The following is a 16,322-nucleotide window of genomic DNA, read 5'->3' as shown; positions in this document are numbered from 1 at the left end:
TTTTAAATTACAAGTAAACAGTATGTTAAAAAGAAAAATAATCTATGTATGGATATCTGTCTTAATGGTTTCCGTAAGTGGCTTTTGCATGGATACCATGAACGAAGACAAAGTACATACTCCGCAGAAATTGCGAATAGGTACAACTATAAGCGTTTTCGGCGGTTTGCAAGGGTTAACCTATGAAAACCTGAAAGAAGCACGGTCTGCGGGTATCTCTGACATAGAAATTTCTCTCACCGGCTTAGTAAATGGAGATCATCCTATTCCAAATGCCGAATTAAAAGAGAAATTCCGCCAGGTAAAACACAATGCTGACAGTGCAGGGATCAACATCTGGTCGATACATATGCCTTATGGGGCCGACTGTGACCCGTCACACATTGACGAAACCATTCGTTCACACTCCGAAAATGCCTACCGTAGCTACATCGATGTCGTCAGCGTATTGGAGCCGGAAGTAATCCTGTTCCATCCAAGCTGGCGGTTAGGCCTCAACGAACGCAAGGAACGCATGAGCCAACTGGTAAAAACCATCACTTCCCTGAATAAAGATGTAAAGGAGATAGGGGCCATCATTGTATTGGAAAATCTTCTCGGATACAAATTACTTCGCAGTCCCGGGGTAGAACGCCCGTTGGGCCGTACTGTCGAAGAGATGGTTGAAATTATGGATTTAATGCCGGCTGATGTTTATGCAGCAGTCGACATGAATCACATCAAAAATCCCGAACTGCTGATCGCTGCACTCGGCTCTCGCATAAAGAGTGTCCACATTGCCGACGGTGACGGAGAGAAGGAGTGTCATCAGCTCCCGGGACGCGGGAAAAACAATTGGGTTCTTATTCTTCAGGCACTTGATCATGCCGGTTACACTGGTCCGTTCCTCTATGAAATAAGAGCAAAAGAAGTAGATGGATTTACAGATCTTGTCACTGCCTATAATCTGCTTTATGAAAATTATATAAAGTCTTTACAACCGTAAGGAGGCTGTTGTCAATACCTCCTCAAACGTATAAAAACTCCAAGTGATTTTACCAATACATTATTAACAAATCTATGAGAATTATGAAACTAAAACATTTCTTACTCTGTGTGATGGGAATTTTGATTCCTACAACCGTTTTTTCGGCTGAATACTATGTCGTACCGGGGTTACGTGCTACAGGCAACGACGGTTCATCCTGGGAAAAAGCGATTACCATGTATGACATTTTCGAAAATGATGCCGCTGCTGCAAAAAACGATGAGGTATCCAAGTATAAAACCGGAGACGTATTCTTTCTTGCAGGAGGAACCTATTACAATGCTACCAGTCCCGGTTCCGATGCCGGGCGCATTTATCGTGGCTATATTTTCGTTGGAGGATGTGATCAAAGTAAAGGTGTGGTTACTGAGTGGCCTGCCTATCCATCGGCAACACCTACAATTTTCTCCGGTGACCTCGACGAAAACGGAGGACCGAGTGCAGGCGACCTCCGTAATTTAATTCATGTGCGTCAGGCTCGGAATGATGATGCCGAGAACCTGGCCCACATCTGCAAACTGATAGGTATCGATTTTACCTGTTCATATTCTCCCGAAGGTTCAACTAACGCAAGTGGAGCAGTTTATTGCACGCAGGGAGCCATCGAACTTCAATATTGCAATATATATAATAATATAAGCAAAGGCGAAGGTACGGGAGACGGAATCGGTGCCGGTATCCACATCTATGGCGGACTTTATCATATAAAAGACTGCAATGTATACAACAACAAAGCGCATAAGACCGGAGCCGGATTCCGGTGTACTTCCCGCAGTTCTAAGAAAGCGAATGGCGTAATCGAACGTTGTTACTTTGGTAATAATGAAGTGGAATCCCGTTACGGTGGTGCCATCACCCAATCTTCAGGAGAAAATATGTGGATCATAAATTCCACTATTGTTGACAACAAGGCCTTTTACGAAGGTGCCGGAATCTGCGCCAATGGCAGTTCCTTTGATGATGATGTACGTGCAGTACATATCATAAACTGTACAATTGCCGGCAATACATGCGCTGCCGATCCTTCGGAACTATATGCTGAAGATACGGAAACCGGTACTGTCACTAATCCTGGTTCATGGTTGGGATCGCAAATACGTATTGCCTGTGATCCGGCAGTGAGTATCTGTAATTCCATTATTGTCGGACACGAAGATGACGGTACAGTTGCCAAAGCCGCTATCGTTCTTACCGGTACGGAAAAGACACCCTCCAGCGCCTATTTAAATTCGTATGGTGGCAGCATATTAGGCACGTTCGGCTCGGTCATGAATTCTCCAACCATTGCTATCAACTGGAACAATGATCACATGGATGGCAGTAACCCGAATACTTATTCCAAGATATTCGGCACAACCACAGCTGGCGAAAACGGCGGATTCACCAAGACGCTGAAACCTGTAGATAATGGCATTCTCGACCAACTCGGAGTTTACGCCCTTTATGGTTTCGAACTTGGAGAGTACATCAAGACTCTAAAAGATGAAGGCAAATATCTCCCGTTCGAGATCGACGTTACTGTAGACCAGACCGGTTCGAAACGTAGCCAGGAAGAGATTAACGGTGAAACGGCTCCGGGAGCCTATGATTTCTTGACCAATCATGGGACCGGTATTGCCGTTACGAATTCTCCGATGTCCCCTCTCAAATTACAAGTATCAGGTGATGGTACCTACCAGATTGTAGGACTCACCGACAATGCTACGATACATATTTATAATTTACAAGGTATACGTATCCGGTCTATTACCCAAGGTAACACGATTGACCTGCGTGATCTCACAAAAGGCATTTACATGGCTAACGTGAACGGACAAACGTTCAAAGTTGCCAGATAATATTGTAACTAATCTATTGAACAGGTCCGTCTGCTTTCCGTATCTGGAAAGCAGTCGACTTGTTTGTTTTATAAATCATTATTATATGGCTTTCTATCATATCAAATACAGACTATTCGCCATTCTATGGTTATTTTTATCGACCCTATCGACGGTCGGTCTAGCCAATACCACGACTTTAAACGTCGGATGTTTCAATATCCGTTTCAAAACGAGCGCCGATCAGGGAGAGCTAAGCTGGAACAACCGTAAGAGTTATGTTGCACGGACAATTATCGATTTCAAATACGATATTGTCGGAGTCAACGAAATGAATGCCGGTTCACAACAAGAGGACATGAAAAGTTTACTTCCGGAGTATTCATTCGTAGAATGGGGAGGAAACTCATCAACAGTGCCCAATCAGGGAACAATCAATGCGGTATTGTTTCGTACCGATAAGTTCGATCTGCTTGAAGAAGGACATTACTTTTTGTGTACAGACCCCTCGAAATCACTACTTTCGTGGGATAACAGCAGCGGGAACAAACGTTTCACCGTATGGGCCAAGCTGAAAATCAAGGAAACAGGCGATATCTTTTATTATTTCATCACCCATCTCGATCATCAGGGAAGTGATGCCCGCAATGAAGGAACGCGCGTTAACATGGAAAAAGTACGTTCCATTTCCGGTCATTACCCCGCCATCATATGCGGTGATCATAATTCGTCGGCCATACGTTATCCGTTCTATGACCTTTGCAGTGCCTATATGTCAGACAGTCGCAAAGTATCGGAAACCCCATTCCCATGGCCTAAGGACGGAACCTTGTGCAAATGGGATCCCGAGAAAAAAGATGGGACCAGACTGGATTATGTATGGGTAAAAGGGATGAAAGTACATACATACAATCACATCAATGAGACTTTCGGACGCAGTGTCACTCCTTCCGACCATTTTCCCGTGATAGTGAACGTCTCATTAGAACCTTTCGTGGCCTCCCATACCCGTTATGTCGATATAAATGCTGCTGATGGTGGCGATGGAAGCAAGTCAGCGCCGTTCCGTAATATCCAGGAAGCTGTCGATGCCACTTGCAACGGCGATACCATTTACGTTGCCCAGGGATATTATACCGTAACCGAATCGGAGCAATTTAAAGGTCGGGACGCTACACTCAATATTCCTCATTCTCTGGATATATTCGGCGGCTACGACTCTGCATTTAAAGAAGTGACGGGGCGTACAGTTCTATCAGGAGATATAAACGGCGATGATGAAATCGCAGACGGAGTATGGACCGGTAATGAAGAAAATGCTTATCATGTAGTGACAGTTCAGAAATACTGCGCACTGATGCTTTGCAATTTCGAAATTGTCGGAGGAAACGCCAACGGAAATACTACCACAGGGGCAGGTATCGCCAGTCTGGGTTCCCGACTGATACTCGATAATGTGATTATCCGCAATAATCAGGCCATGGGTCAAGGTGCCGGAATCTATGCAGCCGGCCAATTATTATGTACCGATTGCCGGTTTATCCGTAACATCTCCTCAGCCAACGGCGGCGCTTATTTCACTGCCTATGCCGGTGTGGAATTATGGTGGCGCCATGCAATGACTGATTGTTACTTCTCGGAAAATGAAGCAGTACAAGGTTCTGCCGGATACCATTCAGGATACTCGTGGGCTTACCTGGGGCACAACACTTATGTCGATAACAAGGCTACTTACGGAGGTACCGTCTCACTCAACGGAACAGCCTATGCTTCTAAAACGACTTTAGTCAACAACACCTTTGTCAATAACCGGGTAGAAGCTATCGGCGGTGTCATTAACGAAATGAAAGGAGGATCGGCCATCTATGCCAATTTGAATGTAGCATCTACAATTTCGATCGTCAATAATACGATTGTCGGAAACCATGCATCATGCTACAAAAACGGTACACCTACCATCGACTTTTATGGTGCAGCCGTGCATATTTACAACGGAACACCATTCATTTTCAACAACGTGATTGCCGGAAACCGCTCCACTTCAGCGCATACTGGTGATGTTTATAATGCAGGACAGCTGGCAACTACCGGTTATAACATCTTTTCGAGTGCCGATAATATAAATATAACACCGGCAGAAACCGATATTTTAGGAACCTCAGTCGATTCATCCATCCTATTGCTCGGTAATATGCTTGAGAGTAACATAGTAGAAGGAGATATTATCCCTGTTCTGGCACTAAACGGTGGTCCGGTTGAGACAGTCAAAGTAAAAAAACGTTTTTTCGGATCGAATGCAATCAATGTACTGCCGGCATCTCAATTGGAAGAAAAATTATTAAAAGGAGATGTAGACAACACGATTGAACTGCGAAACAAACTGATATTCGACCAACGGGGAGTAGAACGTTTAACCGATGGAACCTCATCGATCGGTGCGTATGAATATGGAAGGGAAGGTACGGGTATTACCGAAACAGCAAGTGTCGCCAATCCGGTCAAAACATACCAGAACGGTTCAATTTTATATCTGTCTACTTCTATGACATTACAGGATGTGAAAATATTCTCTATGACCGGATCAACGGTTATTCTTCTGGGCGAAGTTACCACAGGAGAGACTCCGGTCAATGTTTCCCGGCTTTATCCCGGAGTATATATATTATCCTGGAAAGGAGGAACTTCACGGTTTATAAAAAGATAAATAAGATTATCTGCCAGTAAATTAAAAATCACCCACGCTGCAACTATTGAAGCGTGGGTGATTTCATTGAAAGGAAAGTTATAGCACACTCTCCATCTTTCTTTTTACTCCGGTGATGAAATACAAGCTGCCCATCCCCCACCCGGTGCAAGTCGGACAACAATCTCATTCTGTTCCAATACTTCGGACGTTCTCCGGTAATCCTGAGCTGCCCGATGGGCATTTACACCATCACTGAATATCTCGATCCGCTTCCCGATGCAATCATCCGGTAATCTCACCTTCAGTTCACGGGTATCCCAATTCCCCAATGCTCCGATATACCAATTATCACCTCTACGCCGAGCCACGACAATATACTCGCCAACTTTACCATCGAGCACGAAAGTGTCATCCCAAACTGTGGGAATCTGGGATATAAACCGGATACACTCCTGTTCACGCATATAATTGGATGGAGAATCACAAAGCATGTTAAGCGGAGAATCGAATACGACATATTCTGCAAGCTGATGGCAACGGGTGCCCTGACTCATCGGATTACTCCTGTTCGGAAAATATCCACCTTTGACACTATTGCGCATCGCTCCCTGCGTATAATCCATCGGACCAGCCACCATGCGAATGTATGGCAATAAAACATCGTAAGAAACCATATCGACATCGGGCTTGGACCATTTCAACTGTTCAAGCCCGAATACCGCTTCATAATTGATCACATTGGGATACGTGCGTTGCATACCCGTTGGTTTGGGACAGCCGTGAAAATCGACAAGCATCTTATGGGCCGCGCATACCTCAGCCGTACGGTACATAAAATCAATCATCTCCTGGTCATCACGATTAAGGAAATCTATTTTAAAACCTTTGATACCCATATCGGCATAATGCGATACGACCTTTTCCAAATTAAGTTCCATCGCCAGATAACCGGCCCACAAAATAATATCAACTCCTTTTCTCCTCCCATGATCTACTATTGCCTGAAGATCTATTTCCGGGACGACATCAAGAAGATCACACTTTCCCTTAGTAGCCCATCCTTCATCGAGAATAACATACTCGATGCCGTTTTCGGAAGCAAAATCAATGTAGTATTTATAAGTTTCCGTATTAATGCCAGCCTTAAAATCTACTCCATAAAGCCCCCAGTCATTCCACCACTCCCAGGCAACCTTTCCCGGTTTGATCCATGACCGATCGGTTACGCGTGACGGAGCTGCCAACCGATATACCATATCGTTTTCCATCAACTCTCCGTCGCGACGTGTAACAATGAAAGTCCGCCACGGAAAAGTCCGCGGTGCATTGATCTTCGCAATATAGGGATACCGCGAAGTAACCAAATGTTCAAGATCATTATGTCCGCCCTGTACCACACTTTTCGGATAAGGCGCAAAGGCTCCTCTCAACTGCGGTCTGCAACTATCTGTCGCTAAATACATTCCGGGATAATCTTCAACATCGGCTTCGGCAATACACAATTTTTCGCCATACTCCAGATTGACAAGTATCGGTGTAAACAACAGATTTTTTTCATCGAAATCCTTCAATGGAAGATACGTATACAGATTTTGCATATCATTCCAAAACTGCTGTTCACGGGTGGCGTCCTTTCGTTTCTTACGGTCACGTACATACGGAGCCCATGTCTCAAAATTCTGAGATAACCGATACACTGCCTTTTCATTCTTCACTGTGTACTCCTCCGAAAGTGAAGATACAAAACGATAAGCCATTCCGTCATCATACATCCGGAATTCGATACTGAAACCGGCAGTCGTGGTCAATACCAACCGGTTATATTTATCTCGCACCTGTGATTTCTTATACAGTGGAGAAAGAATCACTTCATCAACAGACGAGCGTTGTACTTTTTTCACTTTCATATCGGCCCCCCAAACTGTGCCATTCATCCATTCCATAGCAATGGTTGATGGAGACAATATTGATTGGTGTTCATTGGAAAGAGTGAACGTAAGACTATCACCGACATTAATTTCACTCGTAAGCCTCCCATCAGGAGAGCCCAGTTTATATTCGGCAGCACCAGCTATTGTAACAGTGAAAGCCACCATAAACATCAAAAAAACTTTCTTATATTTCATCTTTACAAATCAATAAGTAAATGTACAAATGATAGGATAATGGTCAGATATCCACCTCACACCATAAACTGGCTTATCAATGGTCTCAAACACCAACGGGCAAGCATTACGATAGAAAATATGATCCAGATTCTTGTTTCTTACCAAAGGAGAAACGCGTCCGAAACCATTAAAGCTGGAATGATCATCCGTTTTGGAAGCATCTTCTCTGGCAGAAGCAAACCAACGGTAAAATGGAGCCAAGCTCTCACGCCGCGGATCATAGGGATTGTAAGAAGCATTCATATCACCGGTTACGAAAACAGTTGCCTCCTCACCGGCGATGGTCTTCATTCTATTGTTTATCAATGCAGCACACCGGGCACGCACCTCAGTGTCCACCGGTTCTTTCTTATAGGGCAAATGAGTGGTGACAATATAAAATTCTCTCCGGCTTTTTTTATCCTTGAGTTGTAACCACAAAGCGGCCCGATAATGTCTGTCAGTCGAGTCCCACGGTTGGGATGGAGCTTCGGGAGTAGCACTCAGCCAAAAATGTCCCGAACGTATCACTGAATATTTCTCACGAAGATACAACAATAATACTCCTCCGGTGCGGGAATCAGGTAACGTGTCGTTCATCTCTATACGATAATAGCCATAATCAGGTAGCATGGCAAAGATTTGCTGCCACATCTCGTTGCGTGGTTCCTGCATGCCTATCACGTCGGGACGGTACTGGGCGATCATACGGGCACACGGTTCCCGACGCCGATCCCATGCCGTATCAAGAGAATCATTCGGATTATTGAAACGGATGTTGAACGACATCACCTTTACAGAATCCAACACGACAACATCGTCATGATAATCTTGAGCGATAGCACAAGAAAAACTCAGCAGTAAAATACCAGACAAAAGAATGTTTTTTTTCATATATGTATCTTTAAAATTATACTATGAAGACTTATCAAAAAGTACTGAATACGTAACCAACAACACAAAACCGACACTGATTTAAAAAACATTAACATGCTTTATTACAACAGCAAAGCCGCCAAAAACCACAATATTCAAAACAAATAAAAATACCGACTACGTAGATGTATGATGTGATGTGTTCCTTGAATGAGTGTTCCTTTAAATTAAAATATTGACAAAATGAAAAAAAGAAAGTTAGGATTGTTCCCTAAGGTATTGATTGCGATAACTATCGGTTCGTTATTGGGACTTATAGCGCCGGATGTTATGATCAGAATATTTAAAACCTTCAATGTATTCTTTGCACAAATTCTCAAATTTATCGTACCCTTACTCGTATTGGGCCTTGTGACTCCATCTGTAGCTAATCTGGGACGTGGAGCTGGAAAGATGCTATTGAGTGTTATCGTTATTTCATATCTGTCAACGATAGGTGCAGGATTTTTTGCATATGGTTTTGCTTCAAGTCTGCTTCCTCATTATCTAAGTATTGGTGAAATTTCTACCTCTGCGCTGGAAGGAAAAGTATTCGAGCCCTATTTCAATATCAAATTCCCTCCGATTTGTGACATACTGACAGCTCTCCTCTTGTCATTCATGCTCGGCATCGGCATTATTTTCACCAAAGCCCCGGGACTGAAGAAAGCCTTCGATGAATTCGGAGAAATTGTAAAACTCACGATTGAACATGCCATCATCCCTCTCTTACCATTCTACATCTTTACAATGATATGTGAGATGAGTGCTGCCGGGCATCTGTCAACCGTCATGGGAACAGGTGTTAAAGTCATTGCAACCGGTGTTATCCTGTCTATCTGTTACCTCATTATCCAATATATCATAGCCGGACTGGTGGCTAAAAAAAATCCTTTTAAATGTATATGGAATATTATGCCAGCGTACCTGACAGGCTTTTCAATCTGTTCCAGTTCGGCCGTTATTCCAGTCACTCTCGAGTGTGCCATGAAGAATGGTGCGACTAAAGAGATCGCCAACTTTACTGTCCCTCTTTGTTCAACAGTCCACATGTGCGGATCGACTATCAAGCTTATCACTACATCAATCGCAGTGATGTATCTGAGCGGAATGAACATTAGTTTCGCCCTCTTTGCCAATTTCATCCTTTTGCAAGGGATTTCAGCCGTAGCTGCCCCCGGAGTAATGGGAGGAGTTTTAATGGCATCAATCGGATTATTGGAATCGATTCTCGGTTTTTCGCCTGAACAGAGTGCCCTGATGATGGCCATTTATCTGGCTCTCGACGGATATGGCCCAGCATGTAACGTAAGTGGAGACGGCGCTATCACCCTTATTATCGACCGCTTTTTCGGAAAGAGATATGCATCCGCACAATAATAAAATGTCTATTTTCAAAATCGGATTACGTAGTCATATCATGTAATGTGTTCCTTTAATATAAGGAAAGATTAATAATAAATATATGAAAAAAGAAAGCATAAAGATGTTTTTTGAGAGTCAGTCCACCCCCGCTGATTCCGAGAAAATAGAGCAATGGTATATAAACAATATCAATAATGCCGAATTGGACACTATTCTTCTGGAACTGTTGAAAGAATGTACTCATCAGGATGAACAAAAAGCCAGAAACGCGTTCAACCGCACATGCTATCGTATAGGTATCGGGACACCCCAAGGCATAAAAAAGAGGAAGACGATATACCGCTGGATATCGGGAATAGCCGCCACCGTCCTGATATGCGGTTTCCTATTGGGTATACATTTATGGAGTCCCCGGTTCGGCGATATCGATTTGGAAAAAGTATATGCATCGGCAGGTGATTCAAAAATGGTGATACTTCCCGACTCTACAAAAATCTATCTCAAACCCACAAGTACTCTCTTTTACGCAGCAAATGATTTTGCCCGTAACAGGAAAGTACATTTGTTTGGCGAAGCATACGTAGAGGTAACCAAAGATATGAAACATCCATTCTTCGTTGTGTGTAACAATGCCACAATCAAAGTATTGGGAACTAAATTCAACGTACAATCGCATGAATCCGATTCAGAATTTGAAGTAATGCTATACGAAGGATGCGTGGACGTAGAATCAGATTTCAACAATAAACAGGTAGAAGTACTCATGGCTCCCGGTGATATTATAAAGATTGATAAGAATATCGGCGAAATGTCACAAATGAATATTTCGACTATAGCCAACCCTGGGCAATCCCGTAAATTTTACTTTATCGATAAAAAGCTGGAAGATATAACCAATCAACTCGAACGTCACTTCCAAAAGAAGATTGTAATTACCAATCCAAAATTAAAATCGATAAAATACGATGCAATATTTGCCAATGACGAGACAATTGAACAGATTTTAAATTGCCTGAATGCATCACAACAGATGAAAATTATATATCATGATAACACCATTATAGAGATACGGTAACACAATTTTAGTTTTCAATAGGTAAATCATAGAACCCACAAAAAATAATCAGATGAAACGAATCATTTTCTTTTTTAGCTTTATGGCCCTTGCAAGTAACCTCTTTGCCATCCGAAACTACCCCAAATGGCTGGAAAGTGCAGCCATATATCACATCTATCCTTCTTCTTACATGGATAGCAACGGAGACGGATACGGCGATCTGGAGGGTATACGTTCTCGCTTGGACTACGTAAAGGATCCGGGATTTAATACCATCTGGATCAGTCCGGTCTTTTGCAGTAAATTTGAAGATGGCGGTTATGATATCACCGATTTCTATAAAATCGACCCACGCTTCGGCACAAATACCGATTTGGTAAATCTGGTAAACGATGCACATGAAAAGGGTATTAAAGTATGCCTCGACCTCGTAGCCGGTCACACTTCAGACAAGCATCCCTGGTTTCTGGAATCTGCAAATGGAGACCCGAATGGTCATTATGCCGATTATTACATTTGGACGAAAGGTAAAAAAACAACTCCACCGAAACCGGAAAGAGGAGGCTGGGTAAAAAATGAATATCCGCGCGACGGATACTATCTGATGAATTATTACGATATTCAGCCGGCACTTAATTACGGATATTATCAGCCGAACCCGGAGAATTCGTGGGAACAAGCCTATAATGCCCCCGGTCCAAAAGCAGTCCGCCAAGAGATAAAGAATATCATCTCTTTCTGGTTTGATAAGGGAGTTGACGGTTTTCGTTGTGACCTGGCCTGGTCATTGGTAAAGGGAGATGACGCAGAGTTTCATGGGGTAAGAAAACTTTGGAATGAAATATTTTCCTGGCAAGCGGAAAACTATCCCGAAACGATCTTCCTGTCTGAATGGTCAAGTCCGATAGAAGCTATTTCCTGCGGCTTCGATATCGATATTATCCGCCACAACGGATGTGGAAAAACCATGTATCGCGATCTGGTACACAATACACATCGGAATACAGATCCGGAAACCGGTATATACCAACCGAAAGATTGTTGGTTTGACAGGGCGGGAAAAGGGCAATTCAGTTCTTTTGTAGAACCTTTTATAAAAATCTATGAAGTAACCAAGGGGCATGGTTTCCCATGTATGCCCACATCCAGCCATGATACATGGAGGCTAAATCGTAACCAACGTTCTACCCCGGAGGAACTAAAAGTAGCCATGACGTTCTTCCTGACAATGCCGTGGGTACCAATTGTCTACTATGGAGAAGAGATCGGGATGCGTTCGATGGACGGATGGCCGTTTATTGAAGGCAGTCGTGACCGGTCGGCACAAAGAACACCCATGCAATGGGAAGCAGGTGCAACAGCCGGTTTCTCGACCTGCGACCCTTCAAAATTGTATTTACCTATAGACCCGGATCCGAAGCGTCCGACAGTAGCCGGTCAAATCGATGACCCGCATTCAATACTTAACTGGACGAAGGGGCTTCTTGCCCTCCGTTCTTCAATCTCCGCATTGGGAAATACAGGAGGATGGAAGTTTGTCAGCGATCCGCAACAAGCATATCCTGCCGTATACGAACGTTCCGACGATCACTCAAAGTATCTGATAATTATTAATCCGAGAGAAAAAAGTGCTACGGCATCCATTGAAGGATATGATCGATTAGAAGTTATTTGGGGAAATCCCCAAAACTTGTCAGTAAAGAAATCGAAAGATAAATTATCACTGAGAATCCAAGGAGTAAGTTCTGTCATCTGTAAGGTTCTGTAATTCATATTAGTCATCAACAAAATAATAAATCAATGAAAAAGGTTTTCAAACTTTATTTAATGCTGTTCTTAAGTATTACAGGAACAGTTTTTACAACGAATGCAGAAACGAAAAAGATTCTCGTTGTTGGAAACAGTTTCTCGTTTGATGCGGCTTTACAGGAGTTTCTTCCGATAGTACAAGCTGCTGGAGATGATATTGTACTGGGGTTTCCATATAAAGGAGGAACCACATTGGAACTTCACACGAATTATATTACCACAAATCAGCAGATATACAATTACTACAAAATTAAAGATGGAAAAATGACATCGACAGGAGGCAACAGTCGCAAATTCGATGCAAATATCATTACGGATGAAGACTGGGATATTGTCATTATACAAACTGACCATAATTATTCGGGCGCATATAGTCACTATTTTCCATACCTGAGCAATCTGATCACCTACTTTAAAACTCATCTCACGAATAAAAACGCCCAGTTTTATCTTTACATGACCTGGGCCTATCAAAATGGTTCGGCAAAATTAGAGGAGTTAATCAATAAAGGTCTTTACACCGACCAAATGGATCAATATACAAAAATCGTTGATTGTGCAGGCCGTGCCGCCATACAATCGGGAATTGGCGAAGAAAACATAATTCCGGGCGGAACAGCTGTCCAAAATGGACGTACCAGTTATATTGGTGATGATTATAATCGTGATGGCTATCACATGAATCTCAGTCACGGCCGTTATACGGTAGCATTAACATGGTACGAAAAAATCTTCGGAAAGAGTGTCATCGGGTTAAGTTATCACCCTGCTTCCATCAGTGATTTCTGTGCAGAGATGTGCCAACATGCCGTACATGAAGCCATTATCCACCCCAAAAGTATCAGTAGCCTTGCAGATACTTATGGGGTAAATCCTGATGCAAAACCCAAGGTCATCGACAGACCGCTAATGATTAATTTCGGCATCGGTGTTGGTTCATCTGCTGTCTCTCAATATTCATGGAATAGTTTAACAACCACATTAACCGGAGCAAATGTGGGAAATCTATATAATAGCAAAGGTTATGGAACCGAAGTGAAAGTTTCAATAGAAAAACCATTCGACGGTGTTTCCTCTATCGGAACTACTTCATCGACTACAGCTTTAGATATGCCTTCGAATGTGTCTAAATCAGCCTTTTACGGTACTACAGAGAGTTCGGTTATTATTTCCGGATTATATCCGGGGCAGGCGTATGATATGAACGTATTTGCCTCAGTTATGAATAATACATCGACCAATTCTGAAACCGTCTACTCATTCAAAGGAGAAAATAATGGAAACGCCTCTCTGAATCCTACAAAAAACACGGCAAATATTGCAACGGCCCAAGGAATAATTGCCGATGAAAAAGGACGCATCTATTTAACTGTAAAAGCCGGCGCAAACAATAACGAAGAAAAGAAAACTTATTATCTGGGAGCATTGATGGTAACTCCACATCTTGAGGTTCCGGGGAAAATTCCTATCTATATCAACTTTACCACCAATGGAAAAACAACTCAAGAAGATTACTGGAATAATGTGACATCCCATCTTGCCGGAACTAAAATTGAAAACTTGACAGATTCGGAGAATAAGGCTTCAGGCATATCTCTAAACATCACAAAAGGTTTTGCCGGTGTCACAGAAAACGGTGCATCCAAAACAAATACGTTGCTTAACATGCCCGCAAATGCGTCTACAACAGGTTATTGGGTAAACGGTATCGAAAAAGACGGCGTTCTTATTGACAATGCCGAAATCGTATTCAGCAATCTGGATCCTAAGGAATCCTATGATTTTTATATGTTTGGTTCCTATATGAATGCTACAGAAATTCATGAAGCTGAGTATTCAACCTTTGGAACTGTAGAAAATTACATTGGATTAAATGGAAACAACAACGATCATTCAATCGCTGAACTCTCTTCAATATATCCGGATGCAGACGGACATATCCGATTTACGGTAACCCCGGGAGCTACAAGTGCAGATACCTACAAAACTGGTTACATCAATGCTATGGCTATTATGGTTCCGGGTATTGTGAAAGTCGTACCCTTCGAACCCGTAGCAGAAGGTCCGTGGGATGGTATTTCCATGATTGAACCGGCTCGTGACGTTTCCGGTAATTGTGTTATTTACACAGGAGCAGAATTAGCATGGGTAGCCAATCAAATCAATCAAGGCCATGCCATAACAGGTATAAAAATTGCAAAAGATATAGATTTAGGCAATCAACCATGGACTCCAATAGGATACGGAACTTATTTTACCGGAAAAATTGACGGACAAGGTTATCACATTTATAATATGTATATAAATAAAAGTGACCTTACAGAAAAATCAAATTTTGCAGGTCTAATAGGTGGTACAAACAGCGAAAGCTGTGATATTCTCAACATCAATCTCTCAGGAAAAATCGATATTCCCGCATCCATAACTCAGAAAACTCAAGTCGGATCATTCATTGGTAAAGCCAATGCCTTAGGAAATATGGTTAATTGCCATAGCGATGTTGAAATCAACATCATGGGAGCACCGGGATATGTGGGTGGTGTATTGGCATTTATGAAAAATGCGAATGTAAAAAACTGCTCTTATTCAGGTAATATAATAATCACAACATCCGGAAAAGTGACCAATGGTGTCGGCGGCATTTTGGGATGTACAAATTCAAGTACAACCGGCATCGAAGCTATTATTAACGGATGTTACTTTGACGGTAGCATTAAAAATAACGGTTCTGGAACCCCTAAATATGTAGCCGGAATCAACTCGTATTCTAATTTGTCAAAAGCTGCCGAAACCATTACGAACAATTATGTTATCGGCACCATTGACTGCACGGCCACGGATCAAGGAACTATTTACGGAAAAAACAACACTGTAAATTTCGACTGTGAAAACAACTATTATTATGCGGGCTATACCTTAACAGGCAAAGGTGGAATTCCTATGGATATGAAAAAGTTTCATTCCGGAGAAGCTACTTATTTATTAAACGGTGATCAAATGGAATTTCTTTTCGGACAGGAGCTTGATTCTGATAATAACATGCCAGTCGTCTATAGTGGTACCAACAGAGTCTACAAAACAGTCTTTATGTATAATGGCAACGAATATGCAGTACTTTACAACAATACAGAAATGAAATTTCCACAAAATCCTGTTCCCAACGACGGAACGACTTTTGGAGGATGGTATGATGAGAAAGGAAATCGCTATGATGAGAATTCAACCACCCAAACTGACCTCATACTCTATGCCAAAACCATAGCAACAGGAACCAATAATCTGAAAACTAAAGATGAAATAACAATCAGTAATAATAAAATTGATATAACTTCAGAAAATCCAATTGGCAATATTGCTATTGTGGATGTAAACGGAATGGAGGTTATTAATAAAACAATAAAAGAGACTATCGCAGAATTAGATATAAATTCATTACAACATGGTATATATCTTTTTAAGAGCAAACATGATTGTATTAAATTCATAAAGAAATAAGATA

At 42.2% G+C, this 16,322-nt stretch carries 9 protein-coding genes; 7 read left to right on the top strand and 2 right to left on the bottom strand.

Annotated elements, in window-relative coordinates; translation table 11 throughout:
* The first annotated feature begins 22 nt into the window (after positions 1 to 22).
* The 3 genes from ACESQI_RS17325 (at position 23) to ACESQI_RS17315 (ending at position 5,548) form a co-directional block, all read left to right on the top strand.
* The gene (locus tag ACESQI_RS17325; protein ID WP_007487716.1) at positions 23 to 985 is read left to right on the top strand and encodes a sugar phosphate isomerase/epimerase; all 963 of its coding nucleotides are present in this window, start codon (positions 23 to 25) and stop codon (positions 983 to 985) included.
* Between the two features lie 83 nt (positions 986 to 1,068).
* A complete protein-coding gene (locus ACESQI_RS17320; RefSeq protein WP_195661502.1) occupies positions 1,069 to 2,865 on the top strand; it encodes a T9SS type A sorting domain-containing protein in 1,797 nt (598 codons plus the stop codon).
* Between the two features lie 85 nt (positions 2,866 to 2,950).
* Positions 2,951 to 5,548, top strand: a complete 2,598-nt coding sequence (locus tag ACESQI_RS17315) for an endonuclease/exonuclease/phosphatase family protein (protein WP_373126603.1) — start codon at positions 2,951 to 2,953, stop codon at positions 5,546 to 5,548.
* A gap of 104 nt (positions 5,549 to 5,652) precedes the next feature.
* Here ACESQI_RS17315 and ACESQI_RS17310 read toward each other — a convergent pair whose 3' ends face one another.
* The gene (locus ACESQI_RS17310) at positions 5,653 to 7,656 is read right to left on the bottom strand and encodes a glycoside hydrolase family 97 protein (protein WP_289290667.1); all 2,004 of its coding nucleotides are present in this window, start codon (positions 7,654 to 7,656) and stop codon (positions 5,653 to 5,655) included.
* Positions 7,657 to 7,665: 9 nt separating this feature from the next.
* Entirely contained in the window at positions 7,666 to 8,571 is a 906-nt protein-coding gene (locus tag ACESQI_RS17305; protein WP_195349168.1) for an endonuclease/exonuclease/phosphatase family protein, read from the bottom strand.
* Positions 8,572 to 8,796: 225 nt separating this feature from the next.
* Here ACESQI_RS17305 and ACESQI_RS17300 point away from each other — a divergent pair, with 225 nt between their 5' ends.
* The 4 genes from ACESQI_RS17300 to ACESQI_RS17285 all read left to right on the top strand — a co-directional run bounded on the left by ACESQI_RS17300 (position 8,797) and on the right by ACESQI_RS17285 (position 16,318).
* Positions 8,797 to 9,972 (top strand): dicarboxylate/amino acid:cation symporter, encoded by a 1,176-nt coding sequence (locus tag ACESQI_RS17300; RefSeq protein WP_007487722.1) that lies wholly within the window; start codon positions 8,797 to 8,799, stop codon positions 9,970 to 9,972.
* 85 nt (positions 9,973 to 10,057) lie between these two features.
* On the top strand, positions 10,058 to 11,032 hold the full coding sequence (locus ACESQI_RS17295) for a FecR family protein (protein WP_373126602.1): 975 nt from the start codon (positions 10,058 to 10,060) through the stop codon (positions 11,030 to 11,032).
* Between the two features lie 52 nt (positions 11,033 to 11,084).
* Positions 11,085 to 12,782 (top strand): alpha-amylase family glycosyl hydrolase, encoded by a 1,698-nt coding sequence (locus tag ACESQI_RS17290; RefSeq protein ID WP_373126601.1) that lies wholly within the window; start codon positions 11,085 to 11,087, stop codon positions 12,780 to 12,782.
* 32 nt (positions 12,783 to 12,814) lie between these two features.
* Positions 12,815 to 16,318 carry a DUF4886 domain-containing protein gene (locus tag ACESQI_RS17285; RefSeq protein WP_373126600.1) on the top strand — a complete coding sequence of 1,168 codons (3,504 nt, stop codon included), beginning with the start codon at positions 12,815 to 12,817 and terminating at the stop codon, positions 16,316 to 16,318.
* The last annotated feature ends 4 nt before the right edge of the window (positions 16,319 to 16,322 follow it).

Source organism: Bacteroides sp. HPS0048, assembly GCF_964240755.1.
In the GTDB taxonomy this organism is placed as follows: domain Bacteria; phylum Bacteroidota; class Bacteroidia; order Bacteroidales; family Bacteroidaceae; genus Bacteroides; species Bacteroides nordii.
The sequence above is the reverse complement of the archived record's forward strand: the minus strand, read 5'-3'. Positions and strand labels throughout refer to the sequence as shown.

Bases quoted from the DNA above. Each gene is read 5' to 3' on its own strand.
- ACESQI_RS17315 (WP_373126603.1), top strand. From the start codon at position 2,951: ATGGCTTTCTATCATATCAAATACAGACTATTCGCCATTCTATGGTTA.
- ACESQI_RS17320 (WP_195661502.1), top strand. From the start codon at position 1,069: ATGAAACTAAAACATTTCTTACTCTGTGTGATGGGAATTTTGATTCCT.
- ACESQI_RS17295 (WP_373126602.1), top strand. From the start codon at position 10,058: ATGAAAAAAGAAAGCATAAAGATGTTTTTTGAGAGTCAGTCCACCCCC.
- ACESQI_RS17300 (WP_007487722.1), top strand. From the start codon at position 8,797: ATGAAAAAAAGAAAGTTAGGATTGTTCCCTAAGGTATTGATTGCGATA.
- ACESQI_RS17310 (WP_289290667.1), bottom strand. From the start codon at position 7,656: ATGAAATATAAGAAAGTTTTTTTGATGTTTATGGTGGCTTTCACTGTT.
- ACESQI_RS17285 (WP_373126600.1), top strand. From the start codon at position 12,815: ATGAAAAAGGTTTTCAAACTTTATTTAATGCTGTTCTTAAGTATTACA.
- ACESQI_RS17290 (WP_373126601.1), top strand. From the start codon at position 11,085: ATGAAACGAATCATTTTCTTTTTTAGCTTTATGGCCCTTGCAAGTAAC.
- ACESQI_RS17305 (WP_195349168.1), bottom strand. From the start codon at position 8,571: ATGAAAAAAAACATTCTTTTGTCTGGTATTTTACTGCTGAGTTTTTCT.
- ACESQI_RS17325 (WP_007487716.1), top strand. From the start codon at position 23: ATGTTAAAAAGAAAAATAATCTATGTATGGATATCTGTCTTAATGGTT.